This window comes from Aquimarina sp. AWH4_224 (assembly GCF_056160245.1).
In genome coordinates, this window is sequence record NZ_JBSWWU010000002.1 from 446,615 (window position 1) to 467,948 (window position 21,334).

General features: G+C 36.6%; 16 protein-coding genes. 14 read left to right on the plus strand and 2 right to left on the minus strand.

Annotated elements, in window-relative coordinates; translation table 11 throughout:
- Positions 1–20: 20 nt before the first annotated feature.
- The 6 genes from hemE (at position 21) to ACXAGJ_RS05365 (ending at position 4,549) form a co-directional block, all read left to right on the plus strand.
- A complete protein-coding gene (gene hemE / locus ACXAGJ_RS05340) occupies positions 21–1,052 on the plus strand; it encodes a uroporphyrinogen decarboxylase (protein ID WP_474837794.1) in 1,032 nt (343 codons plus the stop codon).
- Positions 1,052–1,546, plus strand: coding sequence for a DUF6973 domain-containing protein (locus tag ACXAGJ_RS05345; protein ID WP_474837796.1), 495 nt, complete (start codon positions 1,052–1,054; stop codon positions 1,544–1,546). The genes hemE and ACXAGJ_RS05345 overlap by 1 nt, the downstream gene beginning before the upstream one ends.
- A gap of 67 nt (positions 1,547–1,613) precedes the next feature.
- Entirely contained in the window at positions 1,614–2,402 is a 789-nt protein-coding gene (locus tag ACXAGJ_RS05350) for an EI24 domain-containing protein (RefSeq protein WP_474837798.1), read from the plus strand.
- A gap of 29 nt (positions 2,403–2,431) precedes the next feature.
- On the plus strand, positions 2,432–3,334 hold the full coding sequence (hemF, locus tag ACXAGJ_RS05355) for an oxygen-dependent coproporphyrinogen oxidase (protein ID WP_474837800.1): 903 nt from the start codon (positions 2,432–2,434) through the stop codon (positions 3,332–3,334).
- A gap of 81 nt (positions 3,335–3,415) precedes the next feature.
- Entirely contained in the window at positions 3,416–4,021 is a 606-nt protein-coding gene (locus tag ACXAGJ_RS05360; protein WP_473284404.1) for a hypothetical protein, read from the plus strand.
- Positions 4,022–4,135: 114 nt separating this feature from the next.
- Complete coding sequence (locus tag ACXAGJ_RS05365; protein ID WP_474837803.1) at positions 4,136–4,549, plus strand: hypothetical protein; 414 nt, start codon at positions 4,136–4,138, stop codon at positions 4,547–4,549.
- A 15-nt stretch (positions 4,550–4,564) separates the two neighbouring features.
- Here ACXAGJ_RS05365 and ACXAGJ_RS05370 read toward each other — a convergent pair whose 3' ends face one another.
- Entirely contained in the window at positions 4,565–5,917 is a 1,353-nt protein-coding gene (locus ACXAGJ_RS05370) for a sensor histidine kinase (RefSeq protein ID WP_474837805.1), read from the minus strand.
- Complete coding sequence (locus ACXAGJ_RS05375) at positions 5,917–7,281, minus strand: sigma-54-dependent transcriptional regulator (protein ID WP_474837807.1); 1,365 nt, start codon at positions 7,279–7,281, stop codon at positions 5,917–5,919. Before ACXAGJ_RS05375 ends, ACXAGJ_RS05370 begins: the two co-directional genes overlap by 1 nt.
- Positions 7,282–7,491: 210 nt before the next feature.
- Here ACXAGJ_RS05375 and ACXAGJ_RS05380 point away from each other — a divergent pair, with 210 nt between their 5' ends.
- Genes ACXAGJ_RS05380 through ACXAGJ_RS05415 form a run of 8 tightly spaced genes read left to right on the plus strand, consistent with a single transcriptional unit; the run spans position 7,492 to position 21,334 of the window.
- Complete coding sequence (locus ACXAGJ_RS05380) at positions 7,492–8,850, plus strand: TolC family protein (RefSeq protein WP_474837809.1); 1,359 nt, start codon at positions 7,492–7,494, stop codon at positions 8,848–8,850.
- Between the two features lies 1 nt (position 8,851).
- Positions 8,852–10,102 carry an efflux RND transporter periplasmic adaptor subunit gene (locus ACXAGJ_RS05385; protein WP_474837811.1) on the plus strand — a complete coding sequence of 417 codons (1,251 nt, stop codon included), beginning with the start codon at positions 8,852–8,854 and terminating at the stop codon, positions 10,100–10,102.
- Positions 10,103–10,124: 22 nt separating this feature from the next.
- Complete coding sequence (locus tag ACXAGJ_RS05390; protein WP_073316194.1) at positions 10,125–10,820, plus strand: ABC transporter ATP-binding protein; 696 nt, start codon at positions 10,125–10,127, stop codon at positions 10,818–10,820.
- 25 nt (positions 10,821–10,845) lie between these two features.
- Positions 10,846–11,598 carry a head GIN domain-containing protein gene (locus ACXAGJ_RS05395; protein ID WP_474837813.1) on the plus strand — a complete coding sequence of 251 codons (753 nt, stop codon included), beginning with the start codon at positions 10,846–10,848 and terminating at the stop codon, positions 11,596–11,598.
- 45 nt (positions 11,599–11,643) lie between these two features.
- The gene (locus ACXAGJ_RS05400) at positions 11,644–14,037 is read left to right on the plus strand and encodes an ABC transporter permease (RefSeq protein ID WP_474837815.1); all 2,394 of its coding nucleotides are present in this window, start codon (positions 11,644–11,646) and stop codon (positions 14,035–14,037) included.
- Between the two features lie 22 nt (positions 14,038–14,059).
- Positions 14,060–16,492 (plus strand): ABC transporter permease, encoded by a 2,433-nt coding sequence (locus tag ACXAGJ_RS05405; RefSeq protein WP_474837817.1) that lies wholly within the window; start codon positions 14,060–14,062, stop codon positions 16,490–16,492.
- A gap of 21 nt (positions 16,493–16,513) precedes the next feature.
- On the plus strand, positions 16,514–18,898 hold the full coding sequence (locus ACXAGJ_RS05410) for an ABC transporter permease (RefSeq protein ID WP_474837820.1): 2,385 nt from the start codon (positions 16,514–16,516) through the stop codon (positions 18,896–18,898).
- Between the two features lie 18 nt (positions 18,899–18,916).
- The gene (locus tag ACXAGJ_RS05415; protein WP_474837822.1) at positions 18,917–21,334 is read left to right on the plus strand and encodes an ABC transporter permease; all 2,418 of its coding nucleotides are present in this window, start codon (positions 18,917–18,919) and stop codon (positions 21,332–21,334) included.

The following is a 21,334-nucleotide window of genomic DNA, read 5'->3' on the forward strand; positions in this document are numbered from 1 at the left end:
GGGAGTGAAAGAAAGAACATATGACAACACTAAAAAATGATCTTTTCCTAAAGGCATTAAAAGGAGAAACTGTAGAACGTCCACCTGTATGGATGATGCGTCAAGCCGGAAGATATTTGCCAGAATTTATGGCGCTCAAGAAGAAGTATGATTTCTTTACGAGATGTAGAACTCCAGAACTAGCTGCAGAAATTACGGTACAGCCTATAGATATCATCGGTCCTGATGCAGCTATTTTGTTTAGTGATATTCTGGTAATCCCACAGGCTATGAATATTGAGGTAGAAATGAAAGATGGCATAGGTCCGTGGTTACCAAATCCAGTTCGATCTTTAAAAGATGTAGAACAAGTTGTTGTCCCTGATGTATATGAAGAATTAGGATATGTGTTTGATGCGATTAAGCTTACCAAAGAAATGTTAGATAATCGGGTACCCCTTATTGGTTTTGCAGGATCTCCTTGGACTATATTGTGTTATGCAGTACAGGGTCAGGGATCCAAAAATTTTGATAAGGCCAAGGAACTTTGCTTTGCTCATCCCAAAGCTGCACATGCACTTTTGCAAAAGATAACAGATACTACGATCGCTTATCTAAAAGCAAAAGTAGCAAGTGGTGTCAATGCCGTTCAGGTGTTTGATAGCTGGGGAGGGATGTTATCTCCAACAGATTATCAAGAGTTTTCCTGGACATATATTCAGCAAATCGTAGATGCCCTAAAAGAAGAAACAGAAGTTATCGTTTTTGGTAAAGGGTGCTGGTTTGCTTTACAAGATATGGCAAAATCAGGAGCTGCTGCACTAGGTGTGGATTGGACCTGTTCTGCTCGTAATGCTCGTTACCTTACTGGGGGGAATATTACGATACAAGGAAATTTTGATCCCTCGAGATTGCTTTCTCCACCGGATCAGATCAAAAAAATGGTAACACAAATGATTGATGAGTTTGGTAAAGATCGTTATGTAGCGAATTTAGGCCACGGGATTTTACCAAATATCCCAGTAGAGAATGCACAAGCTTTTGTGGATGCGGTAAAGAATTATAGTAAATAATGAATTTGATAGCAGTAATAAGACGATTAAGTCTGAAAGAAATACTTTCGTTGATCGTTTTAGCACTGCAATATCCATTATACATTTTACCAACGCTTCGAGCTACGAAGGAAACATTAACCATATGCAACAAAGAATATAAGGATACTCATAATTTGCATGGTAAAGGAAATGCCTTTAGGCATGCATTATGGAATGTTTTGATAGCCTTATACACTTCTAGGATCCATAAAAATGTGCAAAAATCAATAAAATGGGCAGAAAGAATTACCGATTTACATGAAGAATTAGCCCCTAATAATTCTTTGGAGAAGGCCATGGATTTGCACAATAATGCCGTAGGACGAGCTTTTTTTGAGAGATTAAAAAACCATACTCTTAATGAGATCGTAGCCGATGTGAAACAAAGAGCAGAAAGAGGAGGTGTAATTCGTACAATCCTGGATATCGAACAATACAAAAAGGATTTAGTATATCTTGCAGAAGAAAATTAAATCACAGTTGAAACAAAAGTTGATATTGCACTACTAATTAGAAGCTAATCAATCAAAACTACAACATATGTTCAAGAATATCATTAATGGAGTAAAAGCATATCTGGGTACTTTTGGGTTAATTTCAAAACTGGGACTTTGGAAATACTTTGCCATACCTATACTCATTAGTATTGTAACTGGCCTGACCTTTATCGCACTAGCCTATTTTTTTGCGGATAGCTTGGGAGGTCTAATCGCTAAAGTCTGGGTATGGGAATGGGGATCTGAAACTTTTGGGACGATTAGTAATTTTATAGGAGGCGCTTTGATATTGGTTCTGGGATTGGTCCTGTATAAACATATTGTTATGGCCTTATCTGCTCCATTTATGAGTCCAGTTTCAGAACGGGTAGAAGCTCATTTATTAGGAGAAACCACACATGAACATCGTAACACTTCGTTCCGTCAACAGTTATCAAGAGGTATCCGAATTAATGGTAGAAATTTAATTCGCGAATTGCTATTTATGATTCCTTTGATTATCCTAAGTTTTATCCCGGTGGTAGGGATTATTGCGACGATTCTTATATTTCTGATTCAGGCGTATTATGTTGGATTTGGAAATATGGATTATACCATGGAACGTCATTTTGGATATAAAGAAAGCATACAGTTTGTAAGAAAACATAGAGGACTAGCTATCGGGAATGGTACAGTTTTCGTACTGATGCTATTTATTCCTATAATCGGCTTTATTATCACCTTGCCAATTTCGGTAGTAGCAGCGTCTACGGAAACCGTAAAGATTTTGGAAGAAAAGAAACTGATAGCAAAATCAAATACACCAAAAACAACTGAAGCTATCACCGAGTAGATTTCACTTTGAAAAAATAGAAGAGACAGATGAAAGACACATTTTATAAGTATATACAAAACTTGCAGGATAGGATCACTGCCAAATTAGAAGAAGTGGATGGTAAGGCGAAGTTCCAGGAAGATATTTGGAAACGTCCGGAAGGAGGGGGAGGAAGAACTCGTGTGATCGAAGATGGTGCTGTTTTTGAAAAAGGTGGAGTCAATATTTCTGCGGTACATGGACCATTACCAAAGGCGATGCAGAGTTATTTTAATGTGGGAGATGTCGATTTTTTTGCCTGTGGTTTATCATTGGTATTACACCCTATCAATCCTATGGTGCCTACCGTTCATGCTAATTGGCGCTATTTTGAAATGTATGATAAGTTAGGAGAAATTGTAGATAGTTGGTTTGGCGGCGGACAGGATTTAACTCCTTATTACTTATTTGAAGAAGATGCCAGGCATTTTCATAGTGTTTGCAAGGATGCTTGTGATAGACATCATCCTGATTTTTATAAAACCTACAAGAAAAAGTGCGATGAGTACTTTTATAATGCGCATCGAGAAGAGGCCAGAGGGATCGGTGGATTGTTTTTTGATTATTGTAAGAAAAAGGATGACATGACTATGCGAGATTGGTACAACTTTGTTACCGATGTAGGGGATAGTTTTTTGGATGCCTATGTACCAATTGTTGAACGAAGAAAAGACCTTCTATTTGACGAAAATCATCGCAATTGGCAAGAAATTCGACGTGGTAGATACGTAGAATTCAACCTGGTACACGATAAAGGGACACTTTTTGGGTTAAGAACAAATGGACGTATCGAAAGTATCCTGATGAGCCTGCCACCAAGGGTTCAGTGGCGATATGACCACCATCCAAAAACCGGAACCGAAGAAGAAAAACTAGTTGAAGTGCTCAAAAAACCCGTTGAATGGCAATAATTTGATTTTTTTTTATTATCTTGCGGCGTAATTATTTAAGTTTTACCTATTTACGATGTAAACTTTTTAACACAAATGCCCATGAAAAAATTTCTACTATTGCTTACTTCAATCCTACTTGTTAGTTGCCAGATGTTTGAGCCTAAAAAGGAAGGATTTGCTAAATTTTCAAAAAATAAAATTGAATTCAAAAACAATACGATTGTTCTTACTAGTGACTACGTAAAATCTAATCCTGAAGACTTCAAAGCGAAGATCGAAATGATAGAAGGGAAACCGAAATTTCAAAACGTTGCCCTTGCTGAGTTAAAAAAGATTCAGGACAAGAAAGTAGACTTCGAAATCTTTGTTGACGAGAATAATGTAGAGAACTACGTATTTATCTACAATTGTGATTACTACAAATTTGATGAACACCGCGCCGCTCGAGTAGTGCAGGCTTTAAGTGAACAAATCAAAGACGAAGCGAACAGTCAAGACGTTCGTTACAAAAGAATTCATGGTAGATATTTCTTTACGCCAACTTCAAAAGTGGTGAAGTTAAAGTATCTGAAAGCGTATAAGAAAGAAAAGAAATTTCAAACAGAATACATTGTAGCTTCAAAAACTGGAGGTGTTGGTATCTCTATCAGTAACCTTGAGGATATTGATTTTGAAAGCTCAGTGAAACGTTTAGCCTCAAAGTAAAATTGATTAGACTTATTTGATAGGTCTGCTAACAATTTTAAATGCCGTATCTTAGAATTCTATATGGAATTTTGAGTACGGCATTTTTGTTTTCGTTAGTTTTTTGAATCGCTTATGAGGTATACAATAATTGGGATATTAGTATCCTTGGTTTTTTTGAGTTGTGCCCGTTCGGTAGAACCTACAGTAGAAAATATCAATAAAATTTTTGAGTCCAAAGATTTTACTTTCGAGTTTCATCAACCGGATGGTAGTTGTCGATCCCTAAGTTTTCGCAATGATTATGTGGTGTATAAAAGTGATCTCCCTACTTATCGCAGAGGTATTGAGTATGAAGAGGTAGTGCTCATCAATGACTATATACAAAAGATTGTTAATGAACATTCAACAACTTTGGATAGAGAAAACCATCCCTATTACGTGATTAAAAACACCGCATATAAAGTGACAATTATTCCCGAACAGGAGGCTTTTTATTTTGATGCTTTACTAAAAACCTTGAAACTGGATCCTGCACAGATTAAATGAGTAAAAGTACCTGTATCATTCAAACAAAAGTGTAAAAACAGTTTCTTTGTGTAGCATCGAATGCACAGTCAAATTTCCGCCATGCAAGTGCATGATCTGTTTGGATAGGCTGAGTCCGATACCGGTACCTTCATTTTTGGTGGTATAAAATGGGACAAAAATTTGTTGTAGAATGTCCGGAGGTATTCCTGGTCCATTATCTTTTACAGAGATGTATTTTTTTCCATTTTCATTAACCCCGGTAATGAGTTCAAGTTTCGCATTTTCGATACCATTTAGAGCCTGTACAGCATTTTTACTTAGGTTGACCAAAACCTGAGTGATCAATTTTTCATCTGCATAAATTTCTATGGTATCTTCAGGACTGGTTATGGTAATATCTACTACGTGTTCATTCTTATTTTGAGTCATTAGAACCAGTACTTTTTCTAAAAGTTTGTCTACATTAATAAGAGCTTTGTCTGGAGCAGGTACGTTGAGAAAGCTTCTATAAGACTTAACAAAACTCATCAAATCATTACCTTGATCTTTAATAACCTCCAATCCCTTTGCGGTCATTCTTATCTTACTTTCATCAAGTTCCTCGATCGGTAAGATTTTATCTTCATCTTTATAGTAGTTCAGAATCGAAGCAGAGATAGAAGTAATGGGTGTCACGGTATTGATAATTTCATGGGTAAGTACTCGAATCAATTTTATCCAAGAATCGGTTTCTTTTTTATCCAATTCATTTTTAATGTCTTGAACTGTGATTAGAGTAAGCAATTCTCCATTAGAAATAATTTCGCTAGACTTGATGGCAAGTTGAATACTTTCGCGTTCATTAGATAGCTGAAAAAGTTTACGCTCAAACGGTTTAATTTTTTTAAAAATATTGAACAAGCCTTGATCTACTAATTGAATTTGTTTAATATGATTGAGAGGCTTATAGTTCAATAACTTTTCCATTTTTGGATTTGAAAAAAGGATGTGTCCTTTATTATTAAAAGTTAGGATACCTATTTCTACCTGATTAAGAATCTTCTTGTTGTACTGTTCCTGCGCCTGATTTTGGAGATATATTTTTTGAATTCCATTATTGAGTCTATTCAAGCTTGTGTTAAGTTCGTTAAAAGAAGAGTCATTACCTTCTTCAGGAAATTGAAGAGTGAAATCTTCATTTTTAATAGCATTGAAAAAGAATATTATTTTTTTGTTATTCTGGTTTACATATTTGATCAGTAAATCGGTTTGTACCATAAGACATAACAAAAGAATAAAAGAAATGGCATAACTTCCTCTCAAAAAAAGAAAAACCATTGCAAGAGTAGTTACTACAATAACTAATATTTTAATGACTACCCGGATATAGAATCTTTTGCTTAACATTAGAGATCAAATTTTTTGATTTTGTTGTATAAAGTTTGTCTCGATATGCCCAATTGATTTGCTGCAGCACTATAATTACCATTGTGTTGTTGTAAGGCTTTGTCGATCATTATTTTTTCCATTTCATCCAGGGTTTCGGGAACATTTTCGAAAGACAGTTCGTTCCTTGCATTGAGCAAGAAATCTACGGGTTTCAGAATATTGCTTTCAGCAAGAATTACGGTCCTCTCCATGGTGTGCTGTAGTTCTCTTACATTTCCGGGCCAGGAATAGCCGAGTAACTTTTCTTGAGCCGCATCGTTTATCCTAAGTGCAGGTTTTCCATATTTTGCCGTGAACTTTTTGAGATAAAAATCCGCCAGAATTAAAATGTCATTTTCTCTTTCGCGCAATGCAGGAACTTCAAGATGAATGGTATTGATTCGATACAACAAATCTTCCCTAAAAATTCCATCAGCAACCATTTGTGTGAGGTTGCAATTGGTGGCACAAATAAGGCGTATATCAACTTCAATAGGTTTGTTGGAACCTACTCGTACAATAGTTCTACTTTGTATGGCAGATAATAATTTGGCCTGAGTTTGTAGCGATAAATTTCCTATTTCATCCAGAAACAAAGTACCTCCATTGGCAGCTTCAAACTTACCCGCCCTGTCTTCTTTAGCATCGGTAAAAGCACCTTTGATGTGACCAAAGAGCTCACTTTCAAATAAGGATTCTGAAATAGAACCCATATCAACTCCTATAAATACTTCATCTTTGCGTGAGGATAAACGGTGTAGCTCTCTTGCAATAAGTTCTTTACCGGTACCGTTTTCACCGGTGATCAATACGTTAACATCGGTCTTTGCAACTTTGCCTACAAGATTTAAAACCGAAGACAATGCCGAAGAGTTGCCGATAATAAAATTACTATCCTGATTAATTACCTGTTTAAGACTGCTTTCCTTTTGTTTTAATTTTTGAACTTCCTTTTGTGATTTACGAAGTAAAAGAGATGATTTGATTGTGGCTAATAATTTTTCATTGTTCCATGGCTTTAAAATGAAATCCGTTGCTCCAAGTTTCAGCGCTCTAACAGCAAGGTCGACTGCGCCATAAGCTGTCATCATTATTACCGATATAGAAGGAGCCTTCTTTTTAATTTCTTTCAACCAAAAAAGGCCTTCATTACCCGTATTAACACCGGCAGAAAAATTCATATCTAACAATACGATATCATAGTCCGGAAGATTAGGGAAAGATGATATCTGATTAGGATTCGAAATGGTTTCAACATGTTTGAATTCAAACTGCAATAGAATCTCCAGTGCACTTAGTACACTTTTATTGTCATCGATGATCAATACTTTTCCTTCTTGCATAATATCTTTTGATTAATACCTTAAAACTACAAATTGAGAATTAGAATATGATCATACTGTAAAATAATTAGACACTATTTGTATAAATATTTTACAGTATCCTGTCGATCATATTTTATCTTTTTATTTAAAAACCTATAAATCAATTACTTATGTTTTTGGCACGTGATTAGACTATAGTTTGGCATCGAAAAACAATTTTATAAACAAATGAAATATTTGACCACAGTAGTATTCTTTTTTTGTTGCTTGCTTTCGGGAGCGATTCAGGGGCAACAAACTTGGACATTGGATGAGTGCGTATCTTATGCGATTCAAAATAATCTTCAGGTTAAAGATTTTGAATACTCTGAGCAAGCGAATAGAGAGGACTACAAACAATCGATTAGAAACTTGTTACCTAGTGTAAGTGCATTTTCTAATTATCGTATCAATTTTGGTAGATCTGTAGATCCAAATACCAATAGCTTTGTGAATACCGAATTCGTTTCCAACAATTATAGCCTTGATGCGCAAATTGATTTGTTTCAAGGTTTTCAAAAGGTAAATACCATCAAAGCCACTAAGTTTTTATATCAGGCATCGTACGAGGAAACTTTACATCAAAAATATTTACTGGCATTCAGAGTAATGTCTGCTTTTTATGACATTCAGTTTATGAAAGGGTTACTTGCTATTTCCAAAGAACAGGTTCAGGTTTCTCAAGAAAACTATAACTTGGTAAAAAGACAGGTAGAATTAGGTCAAAAAGCCAAAGCAGATCTATACGAAGCTGAGTCCGCTTGGTTGGCTGATCAACTTTTGGTTACGCAAAGTGAGAACAATCTGGAAGCTGCAAAGCTAGCACTAATGCAAGAAATGAATTTGAACGAAGACCGAACTATTACCGTAGTTGATTTAGGGATAGAAAAAAAGTCTTCGGTAGAAATAGTAGAAAAAAACGAAGATTCTATTTTCAACACTGCTCAGACGGTAGTGCCTATTATCAAAGCTCAGGAACTTCGAATCGAGGCCGCCAAAAAGCAATTGGCTGCAACACGTGGAGCTTTGTATCCTTCTTTTGTCTTCTCTGCGGGATATTCTTCTCGATATGTAGACAATAACTTGGATAGCGATACTGGAGAATTGATTCCTTTCAATACGCAAATCAAGGATAATGCCGCTCAGTTTGTGGGAGTCTCATTGCGCATTCCTATCAGCAATGGTTGGTCTAATCGTTCTCGAGTAAAACAGCAAAAGGTGGCGATGATGAGAGCTGAGAATAATTTTAATATTCAAAAACAGGAAACGTATCAAATCATACAGCAATTGGTACAAGATGGAAATGCATTGCAAAGAGAATATGAGCAAAGTAATTTACGAAGAGACTCACAACAAGTCGCTTTTGATATTGCACAAAAAAGATATGAGAAAGGACTCATTAGTATCATAGAGCTCAACCAATCCAAAAACCTATTGGCCAATGCTCAAAATGAGTTTTTACAGGTACGGTTACGATCAAAAATAAATAAGAGTACACTGGATTTTTATAGAGGATTGCCAGTTTTTAACATCAAAAGAGTACAATAAAATGGATATAAAGATTGAAAAGAAAAAAGGATTAAGACCTAAACATTATGGGTATATTGTTGGGGGTATACTGTTACTTTTTATGGGTTGGAAAATGGCTTTTGGCAATACGGCATCTACCTTTCGAACAGATCGGGAAAAGCTTTCTATTGCAAAAGTATCCTTCGGAAAATTTGATGATTATATCACCATCAATGGTAATGTGGCTCCTATAAGTACGATCTATATGGATGCTTATGAAGGAGGAAGAGTAACCGAAAAGTTGATCGAAGAAGGTGCCATGGTAAAGAAAGGAGATATTATTTTAAAGCTGGAAAATAGAGGGTTGTATGAGCAAATTTTAGCAAGCGAAAATAACCTGGCCTTAAAACAGAATGATCTGCGATCCACCAAACTTACTTTTGATGCTAGACAGGTAGAAGGAAGAAAAGATTTGGTAAACTCAAAATACGAATTGCAGAAAGTAAAAAGAGCCTACGAGCAAAACGAGGCCTTGTATAAAGATGAGCTTATCTCTAAAGAAGAGTATTTAACTGCAAAAGAAAATTATGAGTTAGCAGCTAAACAGTTCGAAATCATAAAAATCCAAACGGATCAGGATAATGTACTTCGTAATACTTCTTTGAAAGAGCTAGATGGGGACCTGGCGAGAATGAAAAAAACACTATCCATGGTATACGAACGGATTGATCATCTTAATGTAAGAGCTCCTGCAGATGGTCAGTTGGGATTTTTGGATGCCGAAATAGGGCAAAGTATCCAACAAGGACAACGTATAGGGCAGGTAAATGTGCTAACCGATTACAAAATTGAAGCTTCAATCGATGAGCATTATATTGATAGAGTAAAAAGAAACTTAACTGCTGTATTAGAACGTAATGGTACCGAGTATGAATTGCGAATTCGAAAGGTATATCCAGAGGTAAGAAATGGAAGATTTAATGTAGATTTAGTCTTCGTGAATGAAAAACCAGAAACTATTCGTTCAGGACAGAGCTATAACCTAAAGTTACAATTGGGAGCATCTAATGATGCTTTGTTGTTGCCAAAAGGAAGTTTCTTTCAGAGTACCGGTGGACAATGGATTTTCGTATTGGATGAGTCTGGAAATGTAGCGTGGAGAAGACCGATACGAATTGGAAAACAAAACTCTAGATACTATGAGTTATTAGAAGGACTCGAAACCGGAGAACAGGTAATTACATCAAACTATGATAATTTTGGTGATGCCGAAAAAATCATACTTAAATAAACATAAAATAAACAATCAAGAAATGATACAGATCAAGAATTTAAAAAAGAGCTTTAGAACTGAAGAAGTTGAGACTCTGGCCTTAAATAATGTGAACCTTACCGTTGAAGAAGGAGAATTTGTAGCCATTATGGGTCCATCCGGTTGCGGAAAATCTACACTTCTTAATATCCTGGGGATGCTCGACAATCCTACAGAAGGAAGCTATCATTTTGGTGGAGAAGAAGTAGGGAAATTACGAGAAAATCAAAGAACCAGAATCAGAAAAGGAAACTTGGGATTCGTATTTCAGAGCTTTAACCTCATCGATGAACTCACCGTTTTTGAAAACGTAGAACTACCTCTTATTTATTTGAATATGAAAAAGAGCGAACGGGAGCAAAAAGTAAATGCCGTACTAGAACGTATGAAAATTGCACATCGCGAAAAGCACTTCCCTCAACAATTATCAGGGGGACAGCAACAAAGAGTTGCAATTGCCAGAGCTGTGGTTACCAATGCCAAATTAATACTTGCCGATGAGCCCACAGGTAATTTGGACTCCAAAAATGGGATCGAGGTGATGAATTTACTAACCGAACTCAATCAAGAAGGAACTACGATTATTATGGTTACACACTCTGATCGAGATTCACATTACGCACATCGAATCATCAATCTGTTTGACGGACAAATTGTAACCGAAAGTCAAAATAAACCTTTCGAGGTAAATGCATAAAGTATAAACACAAAAAATTAAACTCATGACAAAATTAGTTATTCAAATCGTTACGCTTACCACTGCGCTTATAGCTACTACAGTAGGTTATGCTCAAAAGAACATTACCGTTGATCCTTTTGAAAAAGCAATCATTAGTCCACATGTTGAGGTGGTATTTAAGCAGGGAGATACCGAGAGTGTGGTTATCGAAAATTCAAAAGTAGAAGATCATAAAATCAATGTAGAAGTAGAAGGAAAAACACTAAGAATCTATCTGGATGGTGCAAAAATGGTGACTAAACAGAAAAAAGTGCATCATCAAAATGGATGGAAAATGAAAAAACCAATTTATCCAGGAACTATGATTACTGCGACGGTTACTTACAAGAACCTTAAAGAACTTTCCATCAGAGGAGAAGAAGTGATCAAGTGCTTAAGTCCAATACAAACCGAAGATTTTAGATTAAAACTGTATGGAGAACCTAAAGTTACCTTAGAAGAAATCAGTGTAGACAGATTAGGGGTAACCATGTATGGAGAAGGATATCTTGAATTTAAAGGAGGAGCCGTAAATCGTCAAAAATATACGGTGTATGGAGAAGGAGAAATAAATGCTTTAGGACTCAATAATGAAAGCACCAAGATCACTGCTTATGGAGAAGGTAATTTCAGAGTTAATGTTAAAGATGATCTCAAAGTAACTGCCTATGGTGAAGCGAATGTGACATACGATGGTAACCCTTCTGTAAATAAAGGAATTATTATAGGAGATGCAACCATACGAAAAATGAATTAGAGATCTAAAACCTCATCAACTTACAACATCAAAAAACGAACAGTCATGTTTAAAATGTATTTCAAAATAGCCTGGAGAAACCTCATCAAGAATAAGGTGTATTCTGGAATCAACATCATAGGTTTGGCAATTGGGCTAACTGCAGGATTTCTTATTTTACAATATGTAAACTTTGAGCATAGCTATGACAAGTTTCACAGTAAGAAAAATTCCATTTACCGAGTTGTAGCAGATCTGGATACGCCTTCTTCTGGAAAGATGGAAAGTAGTAGACCTGCTTGTGCGGTACCTCCGCATATGGAAGAAGAGTTTCCCGAAGTAATTTCGGCAGTGCGTTTTATGCGTTTAGAACTGGCGGTCCGAAAAGATGAAATAAAACTTGTTGAAGATAAAGCTGCAGCAGCAGATAGAGCGTTTTTTGAAATGTTCGATTTTGGGTTACTTCAAGGAGATAAGAAATCTGTATTGCAGGAGCCATATAGTGTGGTGCTTACCCAGGAAACGGCAAATAGATACTTTGGTAATGAATCTGCAATAGGTAAAACCATACGTATTAAAGATGAAGATATCAATGACTTACCCTTTACAGTAACCGGTATTATGGATGAAATCCCGGAGAATTCTCATATCAAAGCGAATATGATTATTTCTATGACTACCTATAGCAAAGGGGTATTACCAAGAATTAATGATGCGTGGGGATTGTATGATCCTGCCGCGTATATTCTTGTGCATCCTAATACAGATCCTAAACAACTAGAAGCAAAATTTCCAGACTTTCTTGAACGTAATTCAGGAGAGACGATGAGACGCGACAAAATGTTTGTTTCCTTATTCTTGGAACCGTTGGAAGATGTGTATTTACGTTCTGAAAGAGGAGGAGAGTATAGCGGGGATTTAGGAACTATTTATATCTTTTCCATTATTGCAATTTTTATTCTGTTGATCGCATGCATCAACTTTGTGAATCTAACTACAGCCAGATCAGTAGAGCGAGCCAAAGAGGTTGGAGTAAGAAAGGTAATCGGAGCCGAAAAACGTCAGTTATCTCTACAGTTTGTAGGCGAATCTATTATCATAAGCTTGATCGCTTTTGTAATTGCTTCGATATTGGCAGCTTTGGTTTTACCAGCGTTTAATGAAATTGCAGGGAAAGTGATCAGTGATGGGATTTTTACCAACCCCATCAATATTGCTTATCTGTTTTTAATCGCCTTATCCATTGGTGCCTTTGCAGGAATCTACCCTGCGTTTGTATTGTCTTCTTTTAAGCCTGTAAATGTATTGAAAGGTAATTTTTCTACAGGAACTAGAGGGATCATCTTAAGAAAAGGATTAGTGATTACGCAGTTTACTATTTCAATTACGCTAATTATAGGCACGATTATCATTTACAACCAAATGAATTATATGCGTAGCCAAGAATTAGGGTTTGATAAAGAGCATACCGTTCTTTTACCAGTAACCGTTTCTTCAGCGCAAAAAGAGTTAAAGGATAATATCGATAATATCTCAGGTGTGGTGTCGACAACTTTAGCTTCTGCTGTTCCTGGAGCATACAATAATTCGGCATATTCTGTAATTCAAAATAGCCAGGGAGAAGGTCAGATTGCAAATATCAATGCCTACTTCGTTGATCATGACTTTATTTCTCAATTTGGTCTTAAAGTGATTGCAGGGAGAGGTTTTTCCAGAGACTTTGTTACCGATTCTGCTCAAGGGATGATCATTAATGAAAAAGCCGTGAAATTTTTGGGTTATGCTTCTCCAAAAGATGCGTTGGGTGCCACCTTCTCGCAATGGGGGAAAGATGGTCAGATCATTGGGGTGATACAGGATTTTCATTTCAAATCACTACAAGAAAATATACAACCACTCACCATGACCATGAAGCCAGACGAGACTGATCTATTAGCTATCAAAATTACCGGGAACAATATCAAACAGACACTAGCAGATATTCAAAACAAATGGGAAGCCATTTTACCAAACGATTCTTTTAATTACCAATTTCTGGATGAAAACTTTGATAAACAATATCGTAGTCAGGAACGCTTTGGAAGTTTGTTTCTCAATTTCGCGGTCTTGGCGATTTTAATCTCATGTCTTGGTTTGCTAGGTCTTGCTGCGTACTCTATGCTTCAACGCAAAAGAGAAATTGGGGTTCGTAAAGTACTGGGGGCTTCCGTGGCCCAAGTAGTAAAATTACTATCTACTGATTTTCTAAAGCTAGTAACCACGGCGTTTTTAATCGCATCACCGTTGGCTTGGTATGTGATGAACGATTGGTTATCTCGTTTCGCTTATAGAATCTCGATAGAATGGTGGATGTTCTTACTAGCGGGTACAAGTGCAATAATCATCGCACTGGCAACGGTTAGTTTTCACGCCCTGAAAGCCTCTTTAGCCAATCCGGTAAAGAGTCTTAGAACCGAATAAAATCATCAAAAAACGAACAGTCATGTTTAAGAATCATTTAAAAATAGCATGGAGGAACATTAGCAAGGATCGGATGTTTACCACTATCAAAATAGGGGGCTTTGCTATAGGAATAGCAGCATGTATCCTGATCTTTTTATTCATTAGAGATGAGGTAAGTTATGATACACATAATACCAAAAAGGATCAGGCGTTTCGTGTGATTGGAGAGATTATGCTTAATGGAGAAAAAAGACAACATGTATTTTTCCCGTCGCCTTTTGCTCAAGCATTAACCAACGATTATCCCGAAATTATAAAATCCGGAAGATTTCTAAAACATGAACTATTAAGTCCTGTTGGAAAAGAACTAAGGACTCTGAATCAGACACAAAGTAATTTTGAAGAAGAATTTGTGTTTGTGGATCCGAGTTTATTAGAAATATTAGATATTCCTTTGGTTTTAGGGTCTAGAGAAAATGCGCTATCTGCCCCCAATTCGATCGTACTTTCTAAAGAAAAGGCGGATAAATATTTTCCAGAAGGAAATGCATTGGGCAAACAAATTATATTAGACAATGACGTCGAAAACCCGTACACGATTGGAGGAGTTATGGGGATCATTTCTTCAAATACTCATTTTAAGTATGATTTTTTAATTACCAAAGCGCATCATGAGTTTTGGGAGGGAGAAAGTGCGAATTGGCTGTCTAGTAACTACGCCAATTATGTGTTGGTAAAACCAGGTACAGATATAGCTTCTCTCGAGGAAAAATTAATGCAGACCTTTGATAAGTATGCAGTGCCAGCGCTACAGGGCAATGCTTCTGAAGAAGAAATACGTGAAATGCGTAATAGCTCCCGATTTATTTTACAACCCGTAACCGATATTCATTTACGCTCTGTAGACATACAAGATAACTTATCTCATAGCGATATTCGTTTCGTATGGCTATTTGGAGGGATTGCTATTTTCATTTTGCTTTTGGCATGTATCAACTTTATTAACCTTTCTACAGCAAAATCAGCCAACCGGGCAAAAGAGGTAGGACTTCGTAAAACGGTGGGGGCTTTCAGGCAAAATCTGGTAACTCAGTTTCTAATAGAATCGGTAATTTTTAGCTTTATTTCATTTGGTTCGGGGGTGTTTCTTGCCTGGATGTTGTTGCCTTATTTTAATGAAATTGCATCCAAGGAAATACTTATTCCATGGGGAGCGCTCTGGTTCTTGCCTCTTATCGTTTTAGCGTCCATTGTAGTTGGGATTATCGCAGGTTTATACCCATCATTTTATTTATCCTCGTTTAAGCCTGTTGATGTATTGAAAGGTAGTTTGAGTCTGGGGAGTAAAAGTGGAAACCTACGTAGCGGATTAGTAATTTTTCAGTTTTCGGTATCGGTAATTCTTCTAATAGGAACTTTGGTGATTTACAAGCAAATGGATTACATCCTGAATAAAGAATTAGGATTCAATAAAGATCAGGTGCTTGTTATTAAAGGAACGAATACCTTGGGTGATAAAGTCAACACTTTTAAAGAAGAGTTGATATCCCTTTCTGGAGTGCATCAGGTTTCGATCAGTGATTACCTGCCCATTACAGAAACCAAAAGAAACGGTAATGCTTTTTGGAAAGAAGGTCGTGTTGGTGAAAACAAAGGTGTAGCCGGACAAATGTGGCGCGTTGATGAAGACTACATCAAAACCATGGGAATGAAACTGTCTTCGGGGAGAGATTTTTCCAAAGATCGAAGTGATGATGCAGAGAGTGGAGCTATTATCAATGAAAAAATGGTTGAGCAATTAGGTTTAACAGATCCGGTGGGTAAAAAAATAACCAATAGCGGACAAGTTTTTGAAGTGATTGGAGTCGTAGAAGATTTCCATTTTGACTCTTTAAAAGAAGCTATACAACCTCTTTGTATGGCGATAGGAAACGAATCTTCTATTGTTACTGCTAGAATCAATGGAGATAGTCCAAAAGACTTGATCAAATCTATTCATGCAATTTGGGATGATTTATCTCCAAATCAAAGTCTTAGATATACCTTTTTGGATCAACGATTCGAGGTAATGCATAAAGATATACAAAGGTTAGGCATCATCTTTAACAGTTTTGCCCTTTTTGCATTATTCGTTGCTTGCTTAGGGCTATTTGCACTATCTGCTTTTATGGTAGAACAACGAAACAAAGAGATCAGTATTCGAATCGTACTTGGGGCTTCACATTTTACGATCTACAAATTATTGAGTAAGGACTTTTTAAAACTAGTAGTCATATCTATAGTGATTGCATCACCAATCGCTTGGTTTGTAATGAAACGTTGGTTAGAAGATTTCGAATACAAAGTGACGCTTAATTGGCAGGTATTTGTTTGGTGTGCGGTGTTGGTAACCATCATTGCCATCCTTACCGTTAGTTATCAATCCATAAGTGCCACATTTATTAAGCCTTTAAAGAGCTTAAGAACCGAATAAATATCATCAAAAAACGAAGTTATGTTTAAAACTCATTTATTAATCGCCTGGAGAAACCTTAGAAAGAAAAGGGTGTTTGCTCTGATCAATATTTTAGGTCTGGCATTGGGATTTGCATGCGGAATACTTATCTTTTTATTTGTAAATCACCATCTCCAGTTTGATAATTTTCATAACAATGAAGATAGAATCTATCGTGTTGTTACCGAAGAACGTCGAGATGATGTGGAGTACGAATCTGCGGTACCACCAGGATTTGCAAAAGCTTTTCAATCTGATTATGATTTTGCCGAAGAAGTAGCTAGCTACTATTATCGAGAAGATTGGCAGATCGATGGTGCAGATGAAAAAAATTCAAAACGGTTTAGAGAAGATATTGCCTTTTCAGAATCTTCATTTTTCAGAATCTTTGACTTTCCTTTGGTAGATCAACTTAGTGGGAGAACACTAGAAGAACCAAATACAGCGTATATCACTCAAAGTTTTGCGATCAAAATGTTTGGAGAACAAAACCCGTTGGGGCAAAACTTTGTATTAGAGAATCAGGAAACTATCGAGGTAATAGGTATTCTTAAAGATTTGCCAGCAAATTCGATGATCTCTACCCCTATTTTTATTTCCTATCCTTCTATCAAAGCGTATGATGATTTTATATATAGTGGGAGTTGGGGAGGTATTAATGGGTCACTGCGATGCTTTACATTGTTACATCCAAACCAGGATATCGCTCATATAGAGCAAACCTTAATCGAATTGGTAAATAAACATAGACCAAGAAGTAAAAATGTACACCGTTACAAACTTCAGGCTCTTTCCAATATTCATTTTGATAACAGATATGATGGGATTAATGTGAGTTTACTCTGGATATTTGGTTTGGTAGGTATATTCTTAATTGGAGTTGCGTGTATCAATTTCATCAATATTTCAACAGCACAAGCCTTTACCCGATCAAAAGAAATTGGGATAAAAAAGGTCTTGGGGAGCAACAAAAAACATTTATTTTGGCAATTCATTTCTGAAACTTTTATTATCAGTCTTTTTGGAATGCTAGTAGGCTTGTTTATCACATTACTTGTGCTTCCTTCATTTAATTCCCTTTTTGAACTTGACCTGTCTTTACAATCACTTTTGGACATTAAAGTGGCTGGTCTGGTTCTTGCTTTATTGACATTTGTTTCCCTTTTTGCAGGAAGTTATCCTGGTATTTTATTGGCACGAATTCTTCCGACGCTTGCCCTAAAAGGAAAACTTACCCAAGGAGATGCTGGAGGTCAAATTACACGTAAAATTTTGGTAACCGCACAATTTGTGATTTCTATTCTTTTGATTGTGGGTACTGTCGTGATTGGTAAACAAATTAACTATGCGGTAAACGCGGATTTAGGGTTTGATAAGGATGCTATTGTTATGCTTAGTGTTCCAGAAGATATAGAACATATCAAACTCGAAGGTCTTAAAGAACGAATTTTTCAATTACCAGGAGTAGAAAATGTAACTGCCTGTTTAGCTAGTCCAGGAGCAGGGTATAACAATTGGGGAACTATTTTAAGATATAATAACCGACCAGAATATGAAGAGTTTTCAATATCAGCAAAAATGGCTGACGATGATTACATCAGTACGTTTGATTTACAATTGGTAGCTGGTAGAAATTTTAGAATGTCGGATTCTATTACCGAGGTGGTAGTCAACGAGAAACTTGCACAGAAACTAGGTTTAGGTTCGCCAGAAGAGTTGATAGGCAAACAACTGGAACTTAACGGAGGGTTTATAAAAGCCACTGTTTCAGGAGTTATAGCCAATTTTCATGACCAAAACTTCCATTTGGATATTAGTCCAGTTTTCATTGCTCCACAAACTAATGCATTTCATGAGATTGCGGTAAAAATTAATGATCAGAATGTAAAAAGCACATTAAATGAAATTGAACAAAAATGGAGGCAGGTTTTTCCAAAGTTCATCTACGAGTTTAGTTTTCTCGATGAGCGTGTTCAAGATCAATATGAAGAAGAACAACGCTTATTATCTCTTTCAAAATTATTCTCTGGGTTGGCCATTTTTATCAGCTGCTTAGGGCTTTACGGGCTGATTTCATTTTTCGTTGCGCAAAGAACAAAAGAGGTTGGAATTCGTAAAGTCTTGGGTAGTGGAGTTTCGGGAATATTAATCCTGTTTGCCAAGGATTTTTGTAAACTAATTCTAATTGCCGGAGCAATCGCCACACCAATCGCCTGGTTTTTTATGAAGCGATGGTTGGAGAACTATACTTACCATACCGAAATAAGCTGGTGGGTTTTTGTGATGTCTATTTCGGGATTATTACTGATCACATTGATAACTATAAGTTATCAAACCATTAAGGCGGCAACTGCAAACCCAACCAAAAGTCTAAGAAGTGAATAATTGCAAATAAGAAACAACATGTTTAAAAATTATATCAAAATAGCGTGGCGTACCCTTTGGAAAAACAAAGGGTTTACGATCCTAAATATTATTGGGCTTTCTGTCGCTTTTGGAGTGGCCATTTTGTTGAGTATGGCTGCTTTTTTTGAGCTTTCTTACGATAATTTTCATGAAAATAAAGGAGAAATCCATCAGCTATATACCCAATGGCAAATTCCTGAAGGATCAGACATTTATATTTCTCAACCTATGCCTTTGGCCAATGCGCTAAAACAAGAGGTGCCAGGGATACATAAAATTTCAAGATATCAAGACGGAAAGATTTTGTTACTAAAAGATGAAAAGGAAATAACCGCAGATATCAATTGGGTGGATCCAGATTTTTTGGATATGTTCTCTTTTCCTCAGGAAAAAGGGAACCAAGGCACATGGTTACAAGAAAAAAATACGATCGGAATTACACATAAAATGGCAAATACCATTTTTGGTACTACTGATGTGGTGGGAGAAACCGTAGATCTTTTGATTAAAGGAAGAAAGAAACCCTTTCAGGTTGCGGCAGTTTTACAGGATATTCCGGATAATAGCAGCATAGAGTTCGAGGTAATTATCAACTTCCAAAATTCTCCTCAGTATCAAGACTATAAAGATGAATGGGATCATTCTAATCATGAGGTATACGTCCAGTTAAGTGAAAGTGTTTCCGTCGCTCAATTCGAAGAAAGCACAAGAGCATTCATGAATCTTCATTTTTCTGAAGAAATAGAAAATGCAAAAAGAGATGGATCACCTCTGAACGCAAATGGGGAGTATGTTCAAATAAAATTACACCCGTTTGAGGATCTGTATTTTACAAGTTACAGCGATAGGGAGTTGATAGTGAGTCGAGCGTTACCTTATGTTGTACTGAGTATTGCTATACTCTTACTGTTTATTGCTTGTGTGAACTTTGTAAATATGAGCATCGCCAAAAGTACATCAAGACTACAAGAAATTGGAATGCGCAAAACACTGGGCGCTGCAAAAAAGCATGTGTTTATGCAGTTTTGGAGTGAGAGCGTTTTGATTTTTATTACAACCTTAATTTTTGGAGGTATTCTCAGTGTTGTTTTTATTGATGAATTCAAATCCTTATTCAACACAGGAGCTACATTTACAAACACTTTAAGTCTGATTACCGTAATCGTGTTGGTTGTGGTATTTTTTATTTTGACTACAGTGGCAGGAGGGTATCCGGCGCTTTTACTAAGTAAACTGGGGACACTGCAAGCGCTAAAAGGGAAAATACAAATCAATGGCCGTGATCGAGTAAGAGATATATTGATGATTGTTCAATTCGCTATTGTGATTTTATTAATCAGCGGAAGTTTTGTACTTCGAGGACAATTGCGATATATGCAAACCAAAGACTTGGGGTTTAATAAGACACAAGTGATTTCGGTACCTCTTAATGGTAAACAAGGAGGCAATAAAGTAGTGAATCTCCTTAGAGAAGAATTGAAAAATGAACCCAATATTCTTGGAATCACCGCGTCTGATGATAATTTGGGTAGAGGTAGAGATGGAAGCCGCTATTCTAGCTCGTTGGGGTTTGATTACAAAAATCGACAGGTAGGAACACATATGTTGGTAGTGGATCATGATTATCTTAATACTTTGGAAATTTCTTTGCTTTCTGGAAGATCATTTGATCGCGATTTTGCCTCAGACAGTTTATCTGTTGTCATCAATGAATCCATGATCGCAGAGCTTCAGGAACCTGATCCCATAGGAAAAAGACTTAATATCATAAGTGATAGCATTCAACATACGATAGTGGGTGTGGTCAAGGATTTCAATTTCAAAGATTTGGATAGAGAGATTGAACCACTTACCATATTTCTATCTACGCAAAAACAAGTGCGATATGCTTACCTTAAAGTAGCACCTTCTGATATTTCACAAACCTATGATATTATAGAAAAGGCATGGTTAAAACTAGAGCCAAATTCGGAGTTTCTGGGGTCTTTTGTTGATGAAAATATCGATAGAACCTTCAGACGTGAAAGAATTATGATCACCATTATCACCAGTGGAGCTATCATATCCATACTGCTAAGTTGTATTGGTCTTTTGGCCATTTCTTTGCTTGTCGTAAACAAACGAACCAAAGAAATCGGAATTCGAAAAGTAGTAGGCGCCAATGTACCTTCATTGGTGATACTACTAGCCAAGGATTTTATGAAGTTGGTAGTGGTTGCTTTTATTATTGTAGTGCCTGTAGCCTGGTGGTATGCGAATCAATGGTTAGAGCACTATTCTTACCGAATGGACTTAAATATCGGGCTATTTGCGGGAGCTGGAATCGTAGCACTGTTGATCGCATTGACCACGATATCCTTTGGGACTATTAAGGCTGCATTGCAAAATCCAGTGAAGAGTCTTAGGACAGAATAG